This is a genomic window from Kitasatospora sp. NPDC091276 (assembly GCF_040684355.1).
Classification (GTDB): domain Bacteria; phylum Actinomycetota; class Actinomycetes; order Streptomycetales; family Streptomycetaceae; genus Kitasatospora.
The window spans coordinates 146,449-165,740 of the sequence record NZ_JBFBFU010000018.1 but is presented as its reverse complement, the minus strand read 5'-3'; the positions used below and the strand labels follow the sequence as shown (position 1 = coordinate 165,740).

The 19,292-nt window shown below is 72.7% G+C and carries 20 protein-coding genes and 1 pseudogene; 14 read left to right on the top strand and 7 right to left on the bottom strand.

Annotated elements, in window-relative coordinates; genetic code table 11:
- Positions 1 to 97: 97 nt before the first annotated feature.
- Positions 98 to 760 carry an SMI1/KNR4 family protein gene (locus tag AB0O19_RS23130; protein WP_363621927.1) on the bottom strand — a complete coding sequence of 221 codons (663 nt, stop codon included), beginning with the start codon at positions 758 to 760 and terminating at the stop codon, positions 98 to 100.
- A 323-nt stretch (positions 761 to 1,083) separates the two neighbouring features.
- On the opposite strand from AB0O19_RS23130, the gene AB0O19_RS23125 reads away from it, so the two are divergent.
- From AB0O19_RS23125 to AB0O19_RS23115, 3 genes are all read left to right on the top strand, one after another.
- On the top strand, positions 1,084 to 2,004 hold the full coding sequence (locus AB0O19_RS23125) for a sugar ABC transporter permease (RefSeq protein WP_363621926.1): 921 nt from the start codon (positions 1,084 to 1,086) through the stop codon (positions 2,002 to 2,004).
- Positions 2,001 to 2,909, top strand: coding sequence for a carbohydrate ABC transporter permease (locus tag AB0O19_RS23120; RefSeq protein ID WP_363621924.1), 909 nt, complete (start codon positions 2,001 to 2,003; stop codon positions 2,907 to 2,909). The genes AB0O19_RS23125 and AB0O19_RS23120 overlap by 4 nt, the downstream gene beginning before the upstream one ends.
- A 64-nt stretch (positions 2,910 to 2,973) precedes the next feature.
- On the top strand, positions 2,974 to 4,365 hold the full coding sequence (locus AB0O19_RS23115) for an ABC transporter substrate-binding protein (protein WP_363621922.1): 1,392 nt from the start codon (positions 2,974 to 2,976) through the stop codon (positions 4,363 to 4,365).
- Between the two features lie 133 nt (positions 4,366 to 4,498).
- On the opposite strand, the gene AB0O19_RS23110 is transcribed toward AB0O19_RS23115, so the two are convergent.
- From AB0O19_RS23110 to AB0O19_RS23100, 3 genes are all read right to left on the bottom strand, one after another.
- On the bottom strand, positions 4,499 to 5,476 hold the full coding sequence (locus tag AB0O19_RS23110; RefSeq protein ID WP_363621920.1) for a DMT family transporter: 978 nt from the start codon (positions 5,474 to 5,476) through the stop codon (positions 4,499 to 4,501).
- A gap of 29 nt (positions 5,477 to 5,505) precedes the next feature.
- Positions 5,506 to 6,543: a lysine-2,3-aminomutase-like protein gene (locus AB0O19_RS23105; RefSeq protein ID WP_363621918.1), complete on the bottom strand. Its 1,038-nt coding sequence runs from the start codon at positions 6,541 to 6,543 to the stop codon at positions 5,506 to 5,508.
- A 361-nt stretch (positions 6,544 to 6,904) separates the two neighbouring features.
- Positions 6,905 to 7,174, bottom strand: coding sequence for a helix-turn-helix transcriptional regulator (locus AB0O19_RS23100; protein ID WP_363621917.1), 270 nt, complete (start codon positions 7,172 to 7,174; stop codon positions 6,905 to 6,907).
- A gap of 160 nt (positions 7,175 to 7,334) precedes the next feature.
- Between AB0O19_RS23100 and map the strand changes: the two genes are divergently transcribed.
- The 5 genes and pseudogenes from map to AB0O19_RS23075 all read left to right on the top strand — a co-directional run bounded on the left by map (position 7,335) and on the right by AB0O19_RS23075 (position 12,857).
- Complete coding sequence (gene map / locus AB0O19_RS23095) at positions 7,335 to 8,102, top strand: type I methionyl aminopeptidase (protein ID WP_363621915.1); 768 nt, start codon at positions 7,335 to 7,337, stop codon at positions 8,100 to 8,102.
- Positions 8,103 to 8,117: 15 nt separating this feature from the next.
- Positions 8,118 to 8,249, top strand: a pseudogene (locus AB0O19_RS23090) (hydrolase); the annotation flags it as partial.
- Between the two features lie 181 nt (positions 8,250 to 8,430).
- A complete protein-coding gene (locus tag AB0O19_RS23085) occupies positions 8,431 to 9,912 on the top strand; it encodes an alpha/beta hydrolase (protein WP_363621913.1) in 1,482 nt (493 codons plus the stop codon).
- 180 nt (positions 9,913 to 10,092) lie between these two features.
- Positions 10,093 to 12,492 (top strand): transglycosylase domain-containing protein, encoded by a 2,400-nt coding sequence (locus tag AB0O19_RS23080; RefSeq protein ID WP_363621911.1) that lies wholly within the window; start codon positions 10,093 to 10,095, stop codon positions 12,490 to 12,492.
- A 68-nt stretch (positions 12,493 to 12,560) separates the two neighbouring features.
- Positions 12,561 to 12,857 (top strand): hypothetical protein, encoded by a 297-nt coding sequence (locus AB0O19_RS23075; RefSeq protein WP_363621909.1) that lies wholly within the window; start codon positions 12,561 to 12,563, stop codon positions 12,855 to 12,857.
- A gap of 8 nt (positions 12,858 to 12,865) precedes the next feature.
- Here AB0O19_RS23075 and AB0O19_RS23070 read toward each other — a convergent pair whose 3' ends face one another.
- On the bottom strand, positions 12,866 to 13,450 hold the full coding sequence (locus tag AB0O19_RS23070; RefSeq protein ID WP_350886005.1) for a hypothetical protein: 585 nt from the start codon (positions 13,448 to 13,450) through the stop codon (positions 12,866 to 12,868).
- 31 nt (positions 13,451 to 13,481) lie between these two features.
- On the bottom strand, positions 13,482 to 14,030 hold the full coding sequence (locus tag AB0O19_RS23065) for an alpha/beta fold hydrolase (protein WP_363621907.1): 549 nt from the start codon (positions 14,028 to 14,030) through the stop codon (positions 13,482 to 13,484).
- A gap of 256 nt (positions 14,031 to 14,286) precedes the next feature.
- On the opposite strand from AB0O19_RS23065, the gene AB0O19_RS23060 reads away from it, so the two are divergent.
- From AB0O19_RS23060 to AB0O19_RS23050, 3 genes are all read left to right on the top strand, one after another.
- Positions 14,287 to 14,853, top strand: coding sequence for a DJ-1/PfpI family protein (locus AB0O19_RS23060; RefSeq protein ID WP_063346079.1), 567 nt, complete (start codon positions 14,287 to 14,289; stop codon positions 14,851 to 14,853).
- 201 nt (positions 14,854 to 15,054) lie between these two features.
- The gene (locus AB0O19_RS23055; protein WP_363621905.1) at positions 15,055 to 16,257 is read left to right on the top strand and encodes a serine hydrolase domain-containing protein; all 1,203 of its coding nucleotides are present in this window, start codon (positions 15,055 to 15,057) and stop codon (positions 16,255 to 16,257) included.
- Positions 16,258 to 16,334: 77 nt separating this feature from the next.
- Positions 16,335 to 16,895, top strand: a complete 561-nt coding sequence (locus tag AB0O19_RS23050; RefSeq protein WP_363621903.1) for a gamma carbonic anhydrase family protein — start codon at positions 16,335 to 16,337, stop codon at positions 16,893 to 16,895.
- Here AB0O19_RS23050 and AB0O19_RS23045 read toward each other — a convergent pair.
- Complete coding sequence (locus AB0O19_RS23045; protein WP_363621901.1) at positions 16,892 to 18,106, bottom strand: MFS transporter; 1,215 nt, start codon at positions 18,104 to 18,106, stop codon at positions 16,892 to 16,894. The genes AB0O19_RS23050 and AB0O19_RS23045 overlap by 4 nt on opposite strands.
- 156 nt (positions 18,107 to 18,262) lie before the next feature.
- On the opposite strand from AB0O19_RS23045, the gene AB0O19_RS23040 reads away from it, so the two are divergent.
- The 3 genes from AB0O19_RS23040 (at position 18,263) to AB0O19_RS23030 (ending at position 19,198) form a co-directional block, all read left to right on the top strand.
- Positions 18,263 to 18,499: a DUF2277 domain-containing protein gene (locus AB0O19_RS23040; protein ID WP_063346075.1), complete on the top strand. Its 237-nt coding sequence runs from the start codon at positions 18,263 to 18,265 to the stop codon at positions 18,497 to 18,499.
- Between the two features lie 82 nt (positions 18,500 to 18,581).
- Positions 18,582 to 18,818: a DUF6296 family protein gene (locus tag AB0O19_RS23035; protein ID WP_350886018.1), complete on the top strand. Its 237-nt coding sequence runs from the start codon at positions 18,582 to 18,584 to the stop codon at positions 18,816 to 18,818.
- 95 nt (positions 18,819 to 18,913) lie between these two features.
- Entirely contained in the window at positions 18,914 to 19,198 is a 285-nt protein-coding gene (locus AB0O19_RS23030; protein ID WP_063346074.1) for a DUF427 domain-containing protein, read from the top strand.
- Positions 19,199 to 19,292: the final 94 nt, after the last annotated feature.

The following is a 19,292-nucleotide window of genomic DNA, read 5'->3' as shown; positions in this document are numbered from 1 at the left end:
CGTGGCCCAACGGCCGTGCGGAGCGCCGTCGTTGGGCCACCGCCTGATCCACCCATGACCCAACGACCGGTCGGCGCACCGTCGTTGGGCCATCAGGTCACTGCTCGGCCAGTGCGTCCCGGGCCTCCTCGGTCCGGGCCCGGGCCACCACGAGGTCCGCGTCGAGCTCGACGACCAGCACGTCCGGCCCGGTGAACCAGCGGCAGCCACGGCCGAGCCGGGGCAGCTCCGTCAGCCCCTCCGGTACCTCCACTCCGGACTCGGCGAACACGCTCAACTCGTCGTCCTGCAACAGCTTCTCCACCATCACCATCGCCGTCGCGGCCGTCGAGAAGCGCTCCTCCCAGGGCTCCCAGCGCTCTTCCGACTTGTCCGCGAGGTCGAGTCGGCCCACCGTCGACGGATCGTCCTGGTCGAGGTCGGCCAGCAGGACGCCCCAGTGCGCGCACGCCTGGTTCTCCTCCTGGTACACCAGGGCGCCGTCCAGGACGAACAGTTCCTCCGGCGACAGCAGCCGGTTGTGGTTGCCGGTGAGGTCCTCCCGGCGGCCGAACAGCCGGTACGCCTCGCGCAGCGCGGCCGGCAGCCGCAGGCCCAGACGCCCTTCGGCGGCGTCGAGTTCGGCGTCCGTGAAGCCGTCGTCGGGCCGCAGCGGCTCGCCCCAGTAGGCGGCGAAGCCCTCGACCAGCGCCCGGGTGCCCGCGCGGCCCCGCAGGGATTCGGCCATCGCGGCCCGGATGTCGAATTCGGTGTCGTCCATCCGGGAACCGTACGACGTCCCACCAACAGTCCGGGAACCATGCGATGCCCCACCGGCAGGCCGGGAACCGTACGACGCCCCACCGACAGTCCGGTGCCACCGGAGGGCGTACCGGAACGGGCGGGGGCGCGCCGCACATCCCGCCCGCCTACGACCGGCCGGGGACGCGCCCCAACGCCCGTCCGCCCACGACCGGCCGAATCTGACGCGAACGCGTAATCCCGCCGACACCCGTTGCTCACCGTGGGGTTTCCGACCCGTCGTGTGGGCAGGACACGGTTTCGGCCGGAACCGACGCAACGAAAGGCGGGACGCGCAAACCCATGCCGACCGCACCGCACACCAAGCCCCACCCGGGCCGCCGAAGCCGCTGGGGTGAGCACGGCCTCGCCTGGGCCTTCCTGCTGCCGTCCCTGGTGGTCTTCGTCCTCTTCATCGGCTACCCGCTGGGACGGACCATCTACCTGAGCGGACACGCCAACGACCTGTTCGGCGCGCCCTCGCGCTACGTCGGGCTGAAGCACTACACCGAGCTGCTGACCTCGGCGGACTTCCGGCGCACGCTCGTCACCACCGCCCTGTTCACGCTGCTCACCGTGGTGCCCGGCGTGCTGGGCGCGCTGGTGCTGGTGCTGCTCCTGGAGAACCGGATCCGGGGCGTACGGCTGCTGCGCTCCGCGTTCGCGCTGCCCTTCGCCTTCTCGGTGGCCAGCGCGTCCGTGGTCTTCGCGGTGTTCTTCAACCCCGCCAGCGGGGTGCTCAACGGCCTGCTCTCGCACGTCGGGCTGGGCCCGATCGGCTGGCTGACCGACTCCCGGTACGCGCTGGTCTCGGTGGCCGTCACCACGGTGTGGATGAGCCTCGGCTACAACGTGCTGGTGCTGTCCGCCGGCATCGGCTCGATCCCCGGCGAGGTTCTGGAGGCCGCGCGGATCGACGGCGCCTCGGGGCTGCGGCTGGCCCGTTCGATCACCGTGCCGATGCTCGGCCCGAACCTGTTCTTCCTGACCGTGGTCTCCACCGTCCACTCGCTGCAGAGTTTCGGCCAGATCCACATCCTCACCAAGGGCGGCCCCGACGGCGCCACCCGGACCCTCGTCTACTCCGTCTACGAGAAGGCCTTCGCCTACGGCTCCAGCGACTTCGGCACCGCGAGTGCCCAGGCCGTGGTGCTGCTCGTGGTCGTCCTCGCCTGCACGGCCGTCCAGTTCGGCGTCCTGGAGCGGAAGGTGCACTACGCATGACCGTGACCGCCACCGAGGCCGGGCCCGGGGCCCAGGACGGGGCCGCCGCGCCGCGCCCGCGCCCCCGCGTGCTGGCCGGCCGCTCGCCGCGCGACCTGCTCGGCCGCGCCGCCGTCTACCTGCTGCTCGCCGTCGCCCTCGTCACCGTGGCCTTCCCGGTGTACTACGCGATCGCCGGCGCCTTCATGAGCCCGTCCGAACTCTCCTCCTACCCGCCGGCGCTGGTGCCCCACTCGGTCACCGGGCGGAACTTCGCCGGCGCCGTCGACACCGTCCCGCTGGCGAGGCAGTACGCCAACTCGGCGATCGTGGCGACCGTCATCACGCTCGCCCAGCTGTTCACCTCGGTCCTCGCCGCGTACGCCTTCGTGTTCCTGCCGCTCAAGGCGCGGGCCGTGGTGTTCGGGGTGTTCCTGGCGACGCTGATGGTCCCGTGGGAGGCCATCATCATCCCCAACTACCTGACGCTGTCCGGCTGGGGGCTCGGGAACACCTACTTCGGCCTGGTGCTGCCCTTCCTCGCCTCCGGCTTCGGCACCTTCATGCTGCGGCAGGCCTTCCGGCAGCTGCCCGGCGAACTGCGCGACGCCGCGCGGATCGACGGCGCGGGCCACTGGCGGTTCCTGTGGCGGATCGTCGTCCCGCTCAACAAGCCGGCCCTGGCGGCGCTGTCGATCTACGTCTTCCTGTCCGCCTGGAACCAGTACTTCTGGCCGCTCATCATCACCCGCACGGCGAACATGCAGACCCTGCAGATCGGCCTCACCTCGCTGCGCGACTCCGAGATGTCCGATCCGGGCCTGATCCTGGCCGGCGTCGTGCTCTCCCTGCTGCCCACGCTCGCCCTGGTGGTCTTCGGCCAGCGCTTCATCGTCCGCGGTCTCACCGCGGGCGCCGTCCGCTGACCCGCTCCGCCGCTTCCTCCCGCTCCTTCGAGCACGTCCCTCCCGACAGAGAGAGAACCCTCCCGTGAAGAAGAGTGCCCGCGCGCTCGCGGCCCTGCTGGTGGCCGGCCTGTCCCTGACCGCCTGTAGCTCCGGCGACTCCACCTCCGGCTCCGGCGGCTCCTCCGACGCCGTCCCCGGCGCCCAGGCGCTCGACCAGGCCTCGGGCGTCACCGGCGTCGAGTTCTGGCACTCGATGACGGGGAAGAACGCCGAGGTCCTCACCGGGCTGGTCAGCCAGTTCAACGCCGCCCACCAGGGCAAGATCGAGGTCAAGGCGCAGTTCCAGGGCAAGTACGACGACCTGGTCGCCAAGTACAAGGCCGCGGTGCAGCAGAAGGGCACCCCCGCCCTGGTGCAGGTCTACGACATCGGCACCCGGTTCATGATCGACTCCAAGCAGACCGTCCCGGCCCAGGCCTTCGCCGACAAGGACGGCTTCGCCCTCGACGACCTCGACCCGAACATCCGCAACTACTACTCCGTCGGCGGCAAGCTCGTCTCGATGCCGTTCAACTCCTCCATGCCGCTGCTCTACCTCAACGCCGACGCCTTCAAGGAGGCCGGTCTCGACCCGGCCCAGCCGCCCAAGGACCTCGCCGAACTCGGCGAGCTGGCGAAGAAGCTGACCAAGAAGGACGCCGACGGCAAGACCGTCCGCTACGGCTTCGGCGCCGCCATCTACGGCTGGTTCGTCGAGCAGCTGCTCGCCGAGTCCGGCACCATGTACTGCGACCAGGACAACGGCCGCACCAACAAGGCCGGCAAGGCCGTCTTCGACTCCGCCCAGGGCGCGCAGATCGTCCAGTGGTGGGCCGACCTCGTCAAGGGCGGCTACGCGGCCAACACCGGCCGCAACACCGACGACGCCCAGGCCGCGTTCAAGGCCGGCACCGTCGCCATGCACCTGGAGTCCACCGGCGTGCTGCGCGGCTACACCGAGGCCGCCAAGTTCGCCGTCGGCACCGCGGCCTTCCCCAAGGTCGCCGCCGCCGACCAGGGCGGCCCGGTCATCGGCGGCGCCTCGCTGTGGATCAGCGGCCCCGGCCACTCCGACGCCGAGAAGCGCGCCGCCTGGGAGTTCGAGAAGTTCGTCACCGCCCCCGAGCAGCAGGCCGCCTGGCACACCGGCACCGGCTACTTCCCGGTCAACCGCAAGTCCCTGGACGACCCCAAGGACAAGGAGTGGGTGGCCAAGTACCCGCAGTTCCAGACGGCCATCGAGCAGCTCAAGGCCACCAAGCCCTCCCCGGCCACCGCCGGCTGCCTGCTCGGCGTGATGCCGCAGGCCCGCAAGGGCGTCGAGACGGCCATCGAGCAGACCATCGCCGGCTCCAAGACCGCCCAGCAGGCCCTGGCCGACGCGGCCAAGGAGCTCCAGCCCGCCATCGACAGCTACAACAGCTCCGTGAGCTGACCACCTCCCTGCCCCACGGTCACCGGCCCGACTCACGGCCACCGGCCCGCCCCCACGACGGCCCGCCCGGCGCAGCACGCGCCCGGCGGGCCGCCGCCGTTCGGGACCATCGTCGGGGACGGCCGGTCGGGGCTCAGCCGTCGGCGTCCGCCCCGGGGATCTCCGAGAAGAGGAAGATCCCGGCCAGGATGAGCGCGGCCCCCACGTACTGCCAGACGTCGATGCGCTCGCCCAGGAGCGCCACGGCGAAGGCGAGTCCGAACACCGGGATGATGTTGAGCAGGACGCCCGCCGTGGTGACCGGGGTCCGCGTCACGGCGTAGTTGTACATCAGGAACGCGCCGGCCAGCCCGCCGCCGCAGACGCCGGCCGCGACGATCCAGTGCAGCGGGCGGGCGCCGCCGGTGACCAGGCTGCCGCTGATGACCCACTGGCCCACGAACAGCGGCAGGGAGAACAGCAGGCCGAAGCCGAACTGGTAGGCCGTGGTGACCAGCGGATCGGTCTCCCTGACGACGCGTCCGGTGATGATGGTGGCCGCCGCGGCGGCGAACGTCCCGGCCAGCACCAGGAGATCCCCCACGCCGAGCCCCAGCAGGGCGTGGCTCCCGCCCAGCGCGGCGACGCCGACCGCACCCAGCACGACGCCGCCGACACCGCGCGGTGTGGGTGCCCGGCGGCTGATCACCGCGGCCAGCGCGACGACGAAGCACGCCTCGGAGCCGCGGAGGATCGACGCCTGGGTGGCGTCGATCCGCGCCATCCCCAGTCCGATGGCTCCGTACCCCACCATCGGCTCGAACAGCCCGAGGAGGGCGAGGCGCTTCAACTGGTCGCGCGACGGGCGCCGGTGGCCGCCCCGGTACAGGAGGACGGCCCACGGCAGGGCGGCGGCGGTGAACAGGGAGACGGCGAGCACCGTCATGACGGGAAGTCCCCGGATGGAGTACTTCTCCGCGGTGGTCCACAGGCCCCAGATCGCCGAGGCCCCGATCAGCGTCAGCGTCCCTCCCGGGTGGCGGACGGCGTTGCCGAGTACGCCGGTGCCGGAGCCCCGGGGCGGGGGCGGCAGGGTGGGGTTCGGCCGGCGCGGGGTGGGTTCGGAGACCATGGGCCGGTGGTTCCCTTCGGCGGGGGCGGTCAGTCCTCGGTGGTCTTGGGCGGGTAGGTGTGCGTGATGCCCCACGGGTCGGTCACGGTCCCGTTCCCGTTCAGGTAGGTCGGGCCGATGGGCACCTTGCCGTGGCCGCCGGGGATGTCGAGCACGTAGGTGGGCTGGCACAGGCCCGAGACGCGGCCGCGCAGGCTGCGGGCGAGCGCCTGCCCCTCCGTGATGGTGGTGCGGAAGTGGCTGGTGCCCACGGCGAGGTCGCCGTGGTGGAGGTAGTAGGGCTTGACCCGGTTGACGATCAGGGTGCGGAACAGGTCCTCCAGCGCCTCGGGGTTGTCGTTGACCCCCTTGAGCAGCACCGTCTGGCTGACCAGCGGGATCCCGGAGCCGGCCAGCAGCCGCAGCGCGCGCCGCGCGCCGTCGCCGATCTCCTGGCTGTGGTTGGTGTGCACGACGACCCAGACCGGAGTGTCCATGGTGAGGGCTTCGACCAGGTCCTCGGTCACCCGGTCCGGGTCCACCACGGGCACGCGGGTGTGGAAGCGGATCACCTTGACGTGTTCGATCCCGTCGAGCGCCCTGAGGATCGGCCGCAGGCGGTCGGGCGACATGATGAACGGGTCGCCACCGGTGAAGATCACCTCCCAGATCTCCGGGTGGGAGCGGATGTAGTCCAGCGCGGCGGCGAGTTGGGACTCCTTCAGCATCGAGTCGCCGGGGCCGACCACCTCCCGGCGGAAGCAGAACCGGCAGTACACCGGGCACACCAGGACGGGCTTGAGCAGCACGCGGTCCGGGTAGCGGTGGGTGACGCCCTTCACCGGGGTGAAGGGATCGTCGCCGATGGGGTCCTCCCGCTCCTCCGGCAGGGAGGTCAACTCGTCTTCGGTGGGCACGAACTGGCGGGCGACCGGGTCGTCCAGCTCGACGATGCGGCTGCGCATCGCCGGTGTGATGCTCAATGCGTACCGTTTGGCGACATCGGTGATCGCCGCGACCTGATCCTCCTGGATCAGGTGCTGTGCGAGCAGTTCCTTGGGAGTGCGGATCGGGCGCGAACCAGCCATGGGTTCAACTCCTGGAGAGAAACCGAATGGGGATCGTTCAGCGACCGGGCACGGAGGTGCCCGGGGAGAATCCGGGAACGCACGTCGGCGGACAGTGGAATTCCGGGGGCGATAGCGCCGCGAGGCTGCGAGGGTGCGGATCCGGAGGGCGATCCGGCGGCGAAACCCAGTCGGGACAGGTCCGTTTGTCCCTCGACTGAAGGCCGACAATCAAGGACGCTACCCTCGGTGGTCTGAACGCGTCAAGGATCGTCTGTGGCGGTGTCCGGGGCCTCCGGTCATCGAATGGTGATGATCGATTCCGGCCCCGGCAAAAGGCCGTTAAGCCGTTAAGCCGGTAAGGCGTTAAAGCGTTAAGGCGTCACGCCGAGAGGGCTTCGCCGTCCTCCGGGAGCGCGCACGCGGCCGCCAGCTCGTCCAGCGACAGATCCAGCGCGAACGCCAGCGCGGCGATGGTGAAGAACGACGGCGTCGGTGCCCGTCCGGTCTCGATCTTGCGCAACGTCTCCGCCGAGACGCCGGCCACCGCCGCCACCTCGACCATGCTGCGCGCGCCGCGCGCCTCGCGCAGCAGTGCCCCGAAGCGCTCCCCGCGCTCGCGCTCCCACGGGGTCAGTGGAGTCCTCACCATGCCGTCGATACTAGGCCCTCCCTCCGGGGTCGCGTCGTGCTCCCGCGAGGTCGCGCCGTGCGCCCCGCCCCGGTGCTCCCGTCCTGCCGCGCGGCCGCTCCGCCTTCGACCGTGATACAAATACCGGTATAAGAATTGGATTGAGGGGAGACGACCCACCATGGTCGAAATCAAGTCGGACGCCGCCCTGGACGCGATGCGCGAAGCCGGGCGGGTGGTAGCGGACGCGCTGGCCGCCGTGCAGGGCGCGGCGGCCGTGGGCGTCAGCCTGCTGGAGCTGGACGAGGTGGCGCGCGGCGTGCTGCGGGCGGCCGGGGCCACCTCGCCGTTCCTCGGCTACCGGCCGTCCTTCGCGCCCGTGCCGTTCCCGGCCGTCATCTGCGCCTCGGTGAACGACGCCGTCGTGCACGGCATCCCGGGCGGCTACCGGCTGCGCGACGGCGACCTGGTGAGCATCGACTGCGGCGCCCTCCTGGACGGCTGGGCCGGGGACTCCGCCGTCAGCTTCACCGTCGGCGCCGCCCGGCCCGAGGACGCGGCACTGATCGACACCACCCGGCGCGCCCTGGAAGCCGGGATCGCCGCCGCCGTGGTCGGCAACCGGATCGGCGACATCGCGCACGCCATCGGCAAGGTCGCCCGCGCCGGGCGCTACGGCCTGCTCGAAGGCTTCGGCGGGCACGGCATCGGGCGGAGCATGCACGAGGACCCGCACGTGCCCAACGAGGGCCGCCCGGGCCGGGGTTACCCGCTGCGCCCCGGCCTGGTGCTGGCGCTGGAGCCGATGCTGACGGCGGGCGGCCGGGGCGACTACCACACCGATCCGGACGGCTGGACGCTGCGCACCACGGACGGCAGCCGTGCCGCGCACATCGAGCACACCGTCGCCATCACCGAGGACGGCCCGCGCGTCCTGACCCTCCGGTAGCCGGAGCGCGGTGGGCTTATGGTCGGGGACGACCGGACCTGTGACGGCGGGGCGGCCGCCCTCGGCTGCGCCTTCCACCCGGTGGACCATCTGCCGGTCGAGCAGCGCCCGGCCGCCCTGACGCCGCTGCTCGACCTGTCGCCCTGACCGCCGCCGGCGGCCTCGCTCCCGGCCGCGTGAGCCGCCGTGTGCGCCGGCCTCCGAGCCGGATCCGCCAGGTGATTTGACGCACCGTCAAGTACGGTCGGGCTTGCGGGGGTTTACCCCACCCCCGGTCGGCCCGCTGCCCGGATGGGCCCAAGTCCCCGTGCCCGGAAGACTTCCGGGCATGCCGAACCTCAACCACACCCTCGCCGTGGTCACCGCGGCCGCCGCGCTCTCCGTCACCGCCCTCGCCGCCCACCCCGCCGCCGCGGCCGGCTCGGACCGCCTCACCTGGACGGCCTGCCCGGGCCAGGCCGATCCCCGCCAGCAGTGCGCCACCGTCACCGTGCCGCTCGACTACGCGGACCCGGACGGCGAGCGGATCACCATCGCCGTCTCCCGGATCGCGGCCGCCAAGCCCGGCCTGCGCCGTGGTGTGCTGCTGACCGTCCCGGGCGGGCCGGGCGGCTCCGGTGTGGACGTCCCGAGCGGCGCGGTGAAGCGCCTGCCGCAGTCCGTCCTCGACCGCTACGACCTGGTCGGCTTCGATCCGCGCGGCGTGGGCCGCTCCACCCCGGTCAGTTGCGGTCTGGAGCACGCCGATCTCGCGATGGTGAAGCTGCGCCCGTGGCCGGCCGCGGACGGCTCGATCGACGACAACCTGGCCACCGCCCGCCGGGTCGCCGAGGCCTGTGCCCGCAACGGCGGCCCGGTGCTGCGCAGCATCTCCACCCGGAACGAGGCCCGGGACGTCGACCGGATCCGCGAGGCCCTCGGCGAGCGCCGGCTCTCCGCCTGGGGCACCTCGTACGGCACGTACGCGGGGGCGGTGTACGCCACCATGTTCCCCGGGCGCACCGACCGGATCGTGCTGGACAGCAACGACGACCCGGACCCGTCGCGGGTGGGGCGCGGCTGGCTCGCCGCCTTCGGCCGGGGCGCCGAGGACCGCTTCCCGGACTTCGCCGCGTGGGCTTCGGCGCCGGGCAACCCGGACCGGGTCGCGGACACCCCGGACGAGGTCCGCCCGCTGTTCCTGGACCTCGCCGCCCGCCTGGACGCCGCGCCGCTGCCCTGGCCCGGCGCCAACCCTGCGGAGCTGAGCGGCAACGTGCTGCGCGAGACGATGCTGGAGAGCCTGTACGCGGACGCCAAGTTCCCCGACCTGGCCCGGCTGATGTTGGCCGGCCTCGGCCGTCGGCCGCTGCCCGCCCCGGTGCTGCCGCCGGACGAGGCGGTGCAGAACACCATCGCGGTGTCGGTCGGCACCCTCTGCAACGACGTCGGCTGGCCCGCCGATCCGGCCGGCTACGTCCGGGACGTGGCCGCCGAGCGCGCCGCCCGTCCGCTCACCGCGGGCATGCCGGTGAACGTGATGCCGTGCGCCTTCGGGCCGTTCGCGCCGGGCGAGCCGCCGGTGCGGGTGACCGGCCGGGGCCCGGCGAACATCCTGCTGGCGCAGAACCTGCGGGATCCGGCCACCCCGTACGCGGGTGCGCTCAAGCTCCGTGCGGCGCTGGGTGATCGGGCCCGGATGGTGACGGTGGACTCCGGCGGCCACGACGTCTACCGGGCCAACGGGAACGCCTGCGGCGACGCGGCGGTGACGGACTTCCTGGTCACCGGTCGTCGCCCGGCCGGGGACGTGTCCTGCCCGGCAGGCTGAGCAGGGGCGGGCCGGCCGACCGGCGGACGGCGGGATCAACAGGCCGTAGGCGAACGGTCCTTGTCCGAACCCGGGCGCCCGTCCGACCGGCTGGAATGAGCCGAATCTGTGGCGGATTTGTGACAAAGCTTCGCCAGCACCCTGCCCTGGCACGGTATTCGCGGCCGTAGTGTTCCAGTTATGTCACCGAAGAGCCGCATACCTGCCCCGGACGCGGGCGACACCTGGGTGCCGCGCCCGCGGCGCCGTGAGACCCCGATCGGATTCCTGGGTCACACGGTCACGTTCCTCGGCTGCTGCACTCTCGGCGGTGTCCTGCTGGCCGGCCTCATCCTTCCCGCGGCGGGCGCCGTCGGGCTCGGGGCCAAGAGCAGCGCCGAGGGCTTCGAGAGCATCCCCGACGACTTCAAGGCGCCGGCGCTGACGCAGGCCACCCAGGTCTTCGACGCCAAGGGCGGCCTGATCGCCAAGGTCTACGAGCGGGACCGCACGGTGATACCCGCCGAGCAGATGTCACCGCTGGTGCGCCAGGCGCAGGTCGACATCGAGGACGCCCGCTTCTACGAGCACGGCGCCGTCGACCTCAAGGGCATCCTGCGGGCGATCACCAAGAACGCGGAGAGCGGCGCCGCCGTCCAGGGCGCGTCGACGCTCACCCAGCAGTACGTGAAGAACGTCAACGTGGAGAAGGCCGGCGACGACCCGGTGGCCGTCCTGGAGGCGCAGCGCAAGACGCTCGGCCGCAAGATCCAGGAACTCCGGTACGCCATCAAGCTGGAGGAGGATCTGACGAAGGATCAGATCCTCACCAACTACCTGAACATCACCTTCTACGGCCATCAGGCGTACGGCATACAGGCGGCCGCCCAGCGCTACTTCAGCAAGGACGCGAAGGACCTCGCCCTCCCCGAGGCGGCCATGCTGGCCGGGCTGGTGCAGAACCCGTCCCAGTACGACCCGAAGCTGCACCCGGTGGCCGCGCAGAAGCGCCGGGACACCGTCATCGACAAGATGGTCGAGAACAAGCACATCACCGCGGACCAGGCCAAGGAGGCCAAGGCCGCACCGCTGGGCCTGAAGTACCAGGACCCGCAGAACGGCTGCATCACCGCCCAGGCCGGCATGGGCTTCTTCTGCGACTACGTGCGCCACGTGGTCAAGCAGGACCCGGTGTTCGGCAAGAGCGCCGCCGAGCGCAAGAAGCTGTGGGACACCGGCGGCCTCAACATCTACACCACGCTGGACCCGGAGAAGCAGGCCGCCGCCCAGAACGCCGTCTCCGAGCAGGTGTACGTCACCGACCCGGTCTCGGCGGCGATGACGATGGTCGAGCCCGGCACCGGCAAGATCCTGGCGATGGCGCAGACCCGCCCCTACGGTCTGGCGAAGGAGAAGAACCAGACCGTCGTCAACTACAACGTGGACGCGGCGATGGGCGGCGGCATCGGCTTCCAGCCCGGCTCCAACTTCAAGCCGATCGTGGCCGCCGCCGCCCTGGAGGCCGGCCTGCCGCCCACCCAGCGGTACGACTCGCCCAACCGGATGGACTGGCCGACGACGAGGACCTGCGACGGCACCTGGAAGAACCCGAACAAGGGCAAGAAGGAGGGCAGCATCCCGAACGAGAGCCCGCGCGAGGTCGGCCCGTACGAGCTCAAGGAGGCGATGGCCCTCTCGGTGAACACCTACTTCGTGCAGATGGAGCAGGAGATCGGCCTCTGCGCGGTCAAGCAGATGGCCGACAAGCTGGGCGTCACCGGCAAGGCCGACGGCAAGCCGCTGGAAGAGGTCCCCGCCCTCGGCCTCGGCACCCAGGAGGTGAGCCCGTTGACGATGGCGAACGTGTACGCGAGCTTCGCCGCCCGCGGCACCTACTGCGCGCCGCTGGCGATCAACAAGATCTCCACGGTGGACGGCAAGGACGTCCCGGTGAGCCCGGCCAAGTGCACCGAGGCGATGTCCACGGACACCGCCGACGTGATCAACAGCGTGCTGCTCGGGGTGACGGAGAAGGGCACCGCCAAGGAGCTCAGGCTGGACGACCGCCGGCAGATCGCGGCCAAGACCGGGACGACGGACGAGAAGAAGTCGGCCTGGTTCACCGGCTACACCGGCAACCTGGCCGGCTCGGTCTGGCTGGGCAGCCCGGGCACCAAGGTGCCGATGAAGAACATCCGGATCGGCGGCCACTACCAGCAGGAGGTCTTCGGCGCGACCGGCCCGGGCCCGATCTGGGAGCAGGCGATGAGCGACGCCGTCCGGAACATGCCGGAGAAGGACTTCCCGACGGTCTACATCCCGGACCCGCCCAAGCGCGACCCGAACTGCGCCACCCCCAGCGGCTCGCCGACCGGCACCTGCGGGAGCGGCTCGGGCAAGCAGCGCCCGAGCAGCCCCGGCACCCCGAGCAGCCCCGGCAACCCGAGCACCCTGGGCAATCCGGGCGGCACGGGCGGTCCGCTCAACCCGAACAGTCCGGTCGGCCGCTCCGCGCCGTCCACGCCGTCCGGGCAGTCCGGGCAGTCCACCCCGTTGGCCCCCTCCGCGCCGGCCGACCCCGGCGACAACCAGGACCAGTGAGCCGCCCGGTCCCGCCTGGGTACCCGTACTCAGGCGGGACCGCTGACCGGCGGCGGACGATGGGTGCCATGCCGCACAGCATCCTCGGTGTTCCCGCCGTGTTCTGGCCCTCGATCGGCTACCTGGCCGGGTACCTGGTGATCGGGCTCGCCGCCGCCCGCGAACTGCGCGCGGGTACCGGCGCGGCCAACGCGGTCCGGCAGTGGACCGCCGCCGTCTGGACGTTGCCCGGCTTCCTGCCGGCGATGGTCGTCAACCCGTTCCCGGACGGCAGTGCGGCCCGCTTCCTGTCCGCCACCGCCGTGGGCGCGGCGGGCAACGCGGCGCTGCTCGCCCTGCTCGCCCACGCGGTGGGGCTGCCGTAGCGCGGACGCTACCGTGCCTCGACCGGCTCGCCGGTGTCCTGGTCCAGGTTGAAGACCCGCCGGTAGGAGTCGGTGACCACGGTGATCTGGTCCCGGCCGGTCCAACTCGCCTCCACCAGCCGGGCGTCGTCCGGTGCCCGGCCGATCTGGGCCAGTGACCAGCGCCGCCCGGACCAGCCCGCGCCGACCTCCAGCAGCACCTGCCAGTCGTCGTTGTCCTTCGGCGCGGTGGCGTACGAACGGTGCACCACGACCAGGGCCAGCTCCGGGCGGGCCGGGGCGGTCTCCCGGCTGCGCGTCTCGGCCGCCGAGACCTTGTGCGCGGCCAGCACGCCGAGCAGGAACACCACCCCGGCCGTCACCGTGACCGCCCGGGTGGCCGTCCGTACGGCGGTGCGCCGGTCGCCCAGCCAGGCGGCGGCGATCAGCGCGGCCAGCGCCGCGCCGAGCAGCAACTCGGGCCGGTTGAGCAGGTCGGCGACCAGCATCAGCCCGCCCGAGCGGCTCTCCCACTGCCCCTCGGTGTAGAGCAGCACGGCGGCCGCCCCGCCCGCCAGCAGCAGCCGGACCAGGACGCGCCTGGCCTTCGGCATCCGGTTCCTCATCGTCCCCCCGTCCGATGCGTCACAGCTCCGCGAGCAGCTTGCGGCCCTCCGGCCAGTCGCCCAGCCCGGAGTCCGAGTTGAGGTGTCCGTACGCGCCCGGCTCGACGTACCGGGCGCCCCACGCACCGGCGAACAGCCGGGCCCGCTCGGGGCTGACCCACGGGTCGTCGGTGCTGGCGACGACCACGGCCGGGAACGGGAACGGTGCCAGGGCCACCGGCCGGAAGCCGGTCAGCTGCGGGACTTCGGCGGTGTCGATGTCCGCGGGGGCGACCAGCAGCGCGCCGCGCACCGCGGCGGTCCGCCCGGCGGGCGCGGCGGCCACCCAGCGGGCCACCGTGACGCAGCCGAGGCTGTGGGCGACCAGCACCACCGGCCCGTCGGCGGCGGCCTCGGCCACCGCCGCGTCCACCCGGGCGATCCAGTCGCTCTGGTCGGGGTGGTCCCAGTCCGCCTGCTGGACCCGGCGGAAGGCGTCCGGTTCGGCGGCCTCCCAGCGGGTCTGCCAGTGCTCCGGGCCCGAGTTCTGGTAGCCGGGCAGGACGAGGTGGGTGGTGCGGTCCGGCATGGGCTCCTCCGGTGTGCGGTCGTGGCGGGCAGCAGGAGTCTAGGACGCGGGCAGCCGCGGCCCGCAGCCGGGCGGTGACCCGGCGCGCACGGCCCTCGGCAGGCGCGTACGCCCGGTGACGCGCCGCAGTACGCCCGGTGCGCCCTGTTGCCAACGGCACGGCCGGTGCGGGAGGTTGGTCCGGGCCCGCGGCCGGTGGCCACCGGCCGGGGCCCACGCCGTGTCGGACGCTCGACCATGTGGAGGGATGTCGGCGATGACATCGAAGATCCTGCTCGTCACCGGGGACGCCGCCGAGTCGCTGGAGGTGTTCTACCCGTACCAGCGGCTGCGCGAGGAGGGCTACCAGGTCGACATCGCCGCCCCGACCAGGAAGCGACTCCAGTTCGTCGTCCACGACTTCGTCGACGGCTACGACACCTACACCGAGAAGCCCGGCTACACCTGGCCCGCCGACCTCGCCTTCGCCGACGTCGACCCGGCCGACTACGTCGCGCTGGTCATCCCCGGCGGCCGCGCCCCCGAGTACCTGCGCAACGATCCGGACGTGCAGCGGATCGTCCAGCACTTCTTCGCCGGCGACAAGCCGGTCGCACAGATCTGCCACGGCCCGCTGATCACCGCCGCCGCCGGGGTGCTGTCCGGCCGCCGCAGCTCCGCCTACCCGGCGCTGGCGCCGGACGTGAAGGCGGCGGGCGCCGAATTCGTCGACGGCGAGGCGGTGGTGGACGGCGTGGTCGTCTCGGCCCGCGCCTGGCCCGACCACCCGGCGTGGCTGCGCGCGTTCATCGAGATCCTGCGCACCAAGGCGCCGGCCTCCTGACCCGCCCGCCCCGGCCCGTCGCGCCCCCGACCCGTCTCGGGGGCGCGACTCCGGGAACCCGTCAGGGTCACGCCCCTCCCCAGGTAGCAGACGCGCCGCCCCGGAGGCTGACGACCACCCCGCAGTCGCCCTGCCATGGTGTCAAAGACCGTGGCAGCGGCGGAGGTTGACAGCCCTGCCGGCCGGACCAGGGAGGACGCCATGACCACCGACCCAGCCGCCACCACCCGGCGCCGCCGACGCGGGCCGGCCCTGCGCGCCGCCGTCGCGGCCCTCGCGGGCGCGGGCCTGATCGCCGCGCTCGCCCCGGCCGCCGCCGCCCAGGACGCGGCCCGTCCGGCGAGCGCCACCGACCGCAGCGCCGACTGGACGGCCCTCGACACCGCCCTCGCCGACCTGACCGCGAAGAACGTCGCCACCTCCTCCCTCGCCGCCGTGCGGGAGAACGGCCGGCTCGTCCACCGCGCCGCCGGCGGCGTCGCCCGGCTCGGCGCCGACACCCCCGCCGACCCCGCGGGCCGCTTCCGGATCGGCAGCACCACCAAGACCTTCGTGGCCACCGTGCTGCTCCAACTCGTCGGCGAGGGACGGCTGGGACTGGACGACCGCCTGGAGAGCCTGCTGCCCGGCGCGGTGCCGAACAGCGCGGACATCACCGTCCGCGAACTCCTCAACCACACCAGCGGCGTCGCCGACTACACCCAGGACCCGGCCTTCAACTCCTACGACCAGAACTGGCTCGACACCGGCCGCTACACGTCGTACAGCCCGCAGGACCAGGTGGACATCGCCGACAAGTACCCGCCCGCCTTCCGCCCCAGCCAGGACTGGCAGTACTCCAACACCAACTACGCCCTGGTCGCGCTGATCATCGAACGCCTCACCGGCCACGGCTGGAACGAGGAGGTGGAACGCCGGATCATCCGCCCGCTCGGCCTGACGGCCACCTCGATGCCGCTCTACTCCCCGGTCATCCCCGGCCCGCACGCCCACGCCTACCTCAAGCTCGACAGCGGCCCGGCCGACGTCACCTCGCTCGACCCCTCCATGGCCGGCCCCTCCGGCGCGGGCATCTCCACCACCACGGACCTGACGACGTTCATCCGCGCCCTGCTCGGCGGCCGGCTGCTGCGCCCCGCCGAACTCGCCGAGATGCAGAAGACCACCGCCCACGGCGGGGGCCAGGCCTACGGGCTCGGCCTCCAGCGGGTGGACACCCCGTGCGGTGCGTTCTGGGGCCACGCCGGCGGGATCCCCGGCTACAGCACGATGATGCTCGGCTCGCTCGACGGGAAGCGCCAGTTCGCCAACAGCACGACCCTCTACGACGCCCCGGATCCGGCCGCGGCCCTCGCCGCCTGGCAGCGGGCGGTGAACGCCGGCGTGTGCGGCGGGCAGGGGTAGGACGGGTGCTGCGGATCGGACCGCCCCCTACGCTGTCCGGCGACAGGAACGGCCGACCGTCACCAGGAGGACGAGACATGGCAGAGCCGCTGATCGCCGCAGTCGGGGGCAAGGTGCCCACCGTCGACCCGGGCGCCTTCCTCGCACCGAACGCCGTCGTGGTCGGGGACGTGACGATCGGCCCCGGCGCGGGCGTCTGGTACGGGGCGGTGCTGCGCGGCGACGCCGAGTCCATCACCGTGGGCCGGGACAGCAACATCCAGGACAACTGCACCCTGCACGCCGACCCCGGCTTCCCGCTGGTGATCGGCGAGCGGATCTCGGTCGGGCACAACGCGGTGCTGCACGGCTGCGTGGTCGAGGACGACGCCCTGGTCGGGATGAACGCCACCGTGCTCAACGGCGCCCGGATCGGCGCCGGTTCGCTGGTCGCGGCGGGCGCGGTGGTGCCGCAGGGCATGCGGGTGCCGCCCGGCTCGCTGGTCGCCGGGGTCCCGGCCAAGGTCCGCCGCGAGCTGACCGAGGACGAGAAGGCCGGCATCAAGGCCAACGGCGAGGGCTACCTGTTGCTGGCCGCCGCCCACCGCGAGCTCGAACCCCTGGCGCAGCCCCAGGCCAAGATCCAGCCCCAGCCCTAACCCTGGACGCCGACCGGAGCCGCCGCGGCCGGAGCCGTCGCGGCAGGCTCCGGTGCGGCGGGCACGGGCCGGCGCCGGTCGGCCGCCCAGGCGAGCACCGCGATCAGCGCGCCCGAAGCGGCCAGGCCTGCGCCCACCAGGGTCGGCGCCGTCCAGCCGAACCCGGCGTCCAGGGCCAGCCCGCCGAAGTAGGCGCCCTGCGCGTTGGCCAGGTTGAACGCGCCCTGCACCGTCGCCGAGGCCAGCGTCGGCGCGCTGCGCGCCTTCTGCAGGACCAGCGTCTGCACCGCCGGCACGATCGCGAAGCCGAACAGCCCGATCAGCACCACCGTGACGGCGGCCGACCAGCGGGCGTGCGCGGTCACCGCGAACAGCGCCAGGGTGGCGGCCAGCAGCACGAAGGCGGCACAGACCGTCGGGCGCAGTGCCCGGTCGGCCGCGAACCCGCCGATCACGTTGCCGATCGTCATCCCCACCCCGAACAGCGCCAGCACCAGTGTCACCGAGCCGGTGGCGTACCCGGACACCTCGGTGAGCAGCGGCGCGATGTAGCTGTAGCAGGCGAAGAAGCCGCCGCAGCCGAACACCACGGTGGCCAGCGCCAGCCACAGCTGCCCGTCGCGGAAGGCCCGCAGCTCGTGCCGCAGCCCGGCCTGCCCGGGGGAGGGCAGCGACGGCACCAGCCGGGCGATGGCGAGCGTCCCGGCGGCGGCGATCAGGACGACCACCAGCATGGTCGCCCGCCAGCCCAGGTGCTGGCCCAGCAGCGTGGCGGCCGGCACGCCGACGATGTTGGCGATGGTCAGGCCGGAGAACATCACGGCCACCGCCCGGGCCCGGCGGTCCGGGGCCACCAGTTCGGCCGCGGCCACCGCGCCGGCCCCGAAGAACGCGCCGTGCGGCAGTCCGGTGATCAGCCGGGCGGCGGCCAGCGTCCAGAAGTCCGGCGCCAGCGCGCACAGCAGGTTGCCGGTGGCGAACAGCCCGGCGAGCGCCACCAGCACCGCCTTGCGCGGCCGGCCGGAGGCGAGCGCCGTGAGCAGCGGGGCGCCGATGACCACGCCCAGCGCGTACGCGGAGATCAGCCAGCCGGCCTGCGGGATGGAGACGTGCAGATCGTCGGCGACCTGGGGGAGCAGCCCCATGGCGGCGAATTCGGTGGTGCCGATGGCGAACGCGGTGACGGCCAGCGCGAGCAGCGCGAGAGGCAAGGGGGTGACTCCGGGGTGACGCCCGCGGACGGGTTGGCGCGGCGGGACGGGGGGATTCGTTCGTCCGGCATCCTAATCCGGTCGGATGACGCCGCCGTGAGGTGCGCGTGACGGGAGGGGGTCGCCAGTACGGCGTCCACGCGCGAGACTGGGTGCATGTGCCGCAACATCAAGACGTTGCGCCCGCCGGTGACGCTCGACGCCGACGAGGACGACTTCCGCGCCGCCGCGCTGCAGTACGTCCGCAAGGTGTCCGGGTTCCGCGCCCCGGCGGCGCACAACCGCGAGGCCTTCGACCGGGCCGTGGACGCGGTCGCCGAGGCCACCGCCCGGCTGCTCACCGAGCTGGAGGTCCGCGGCGCGCCCGCCCGGGCCGCCGGGGCCACCGCGTAGGCCGACCGCCGTCCGGCGGGTCCGCCGACCGCGGCCACGCATCGGGACCAGGAGATCGGGACAATCGGGACAGGAGATGGAGATGACCCCCGCGAACCGTTACGTGCTCACCTTCCCCGGCACCCCCGGCACCCAGGCCCCGCAGGACGTCGTCGTGGTCGTCCGCACCAGCGCGACGGGCCCGGGCGGACACCCGGTGTACGAGGACGCCAGCGGCATCGTCCGTGCCGAGATCAGCGACGCCGGCGAGGTCCGGATGCTCGCCAGCGGCGGCCACCAGTCCCCGCACCTGCCGGTCCACGCCGAGCCGCTGCCCTGACCGTTGCCCCGGCTGTTGCCCTGACCGGCCGGCATCCGCCGACGATTTCCGCGAACCCCCCGGGTGTCGTCCGCCCCTGGGGCAGAATCGGCCGCATGACCACAGCGCGCTGGCAGGGCACCGTCGTCGCCGAGAGCGACGAGACCGTCGTCGTCGAGGGCAACCACTACTTTCCGGTCGAATCCGTCCGGACCGAATTCCTGCGTCCGTCCGACACCACCACCGTCTGCGGCTGGAAGGGCACCGCCGGTTACTACACGCTGGAAGTGGACGGGCGGACCAACCCCGACGCGGCCTGGTACTACGCCGACCCGAAGCCGGAGGCCGAGGAGATCCGCGGCCGGGTGGCGTTCTGGCGCGGGGTCGAGATCACCGGGTAGGGCGTACCCCGGGAGCGGAGGGGGTACCGGACATCTATGGCAGTCTTCCGTAAACCCGGACGTTCCAGGCCTGACCCCGAGCCCGCTCCCACCC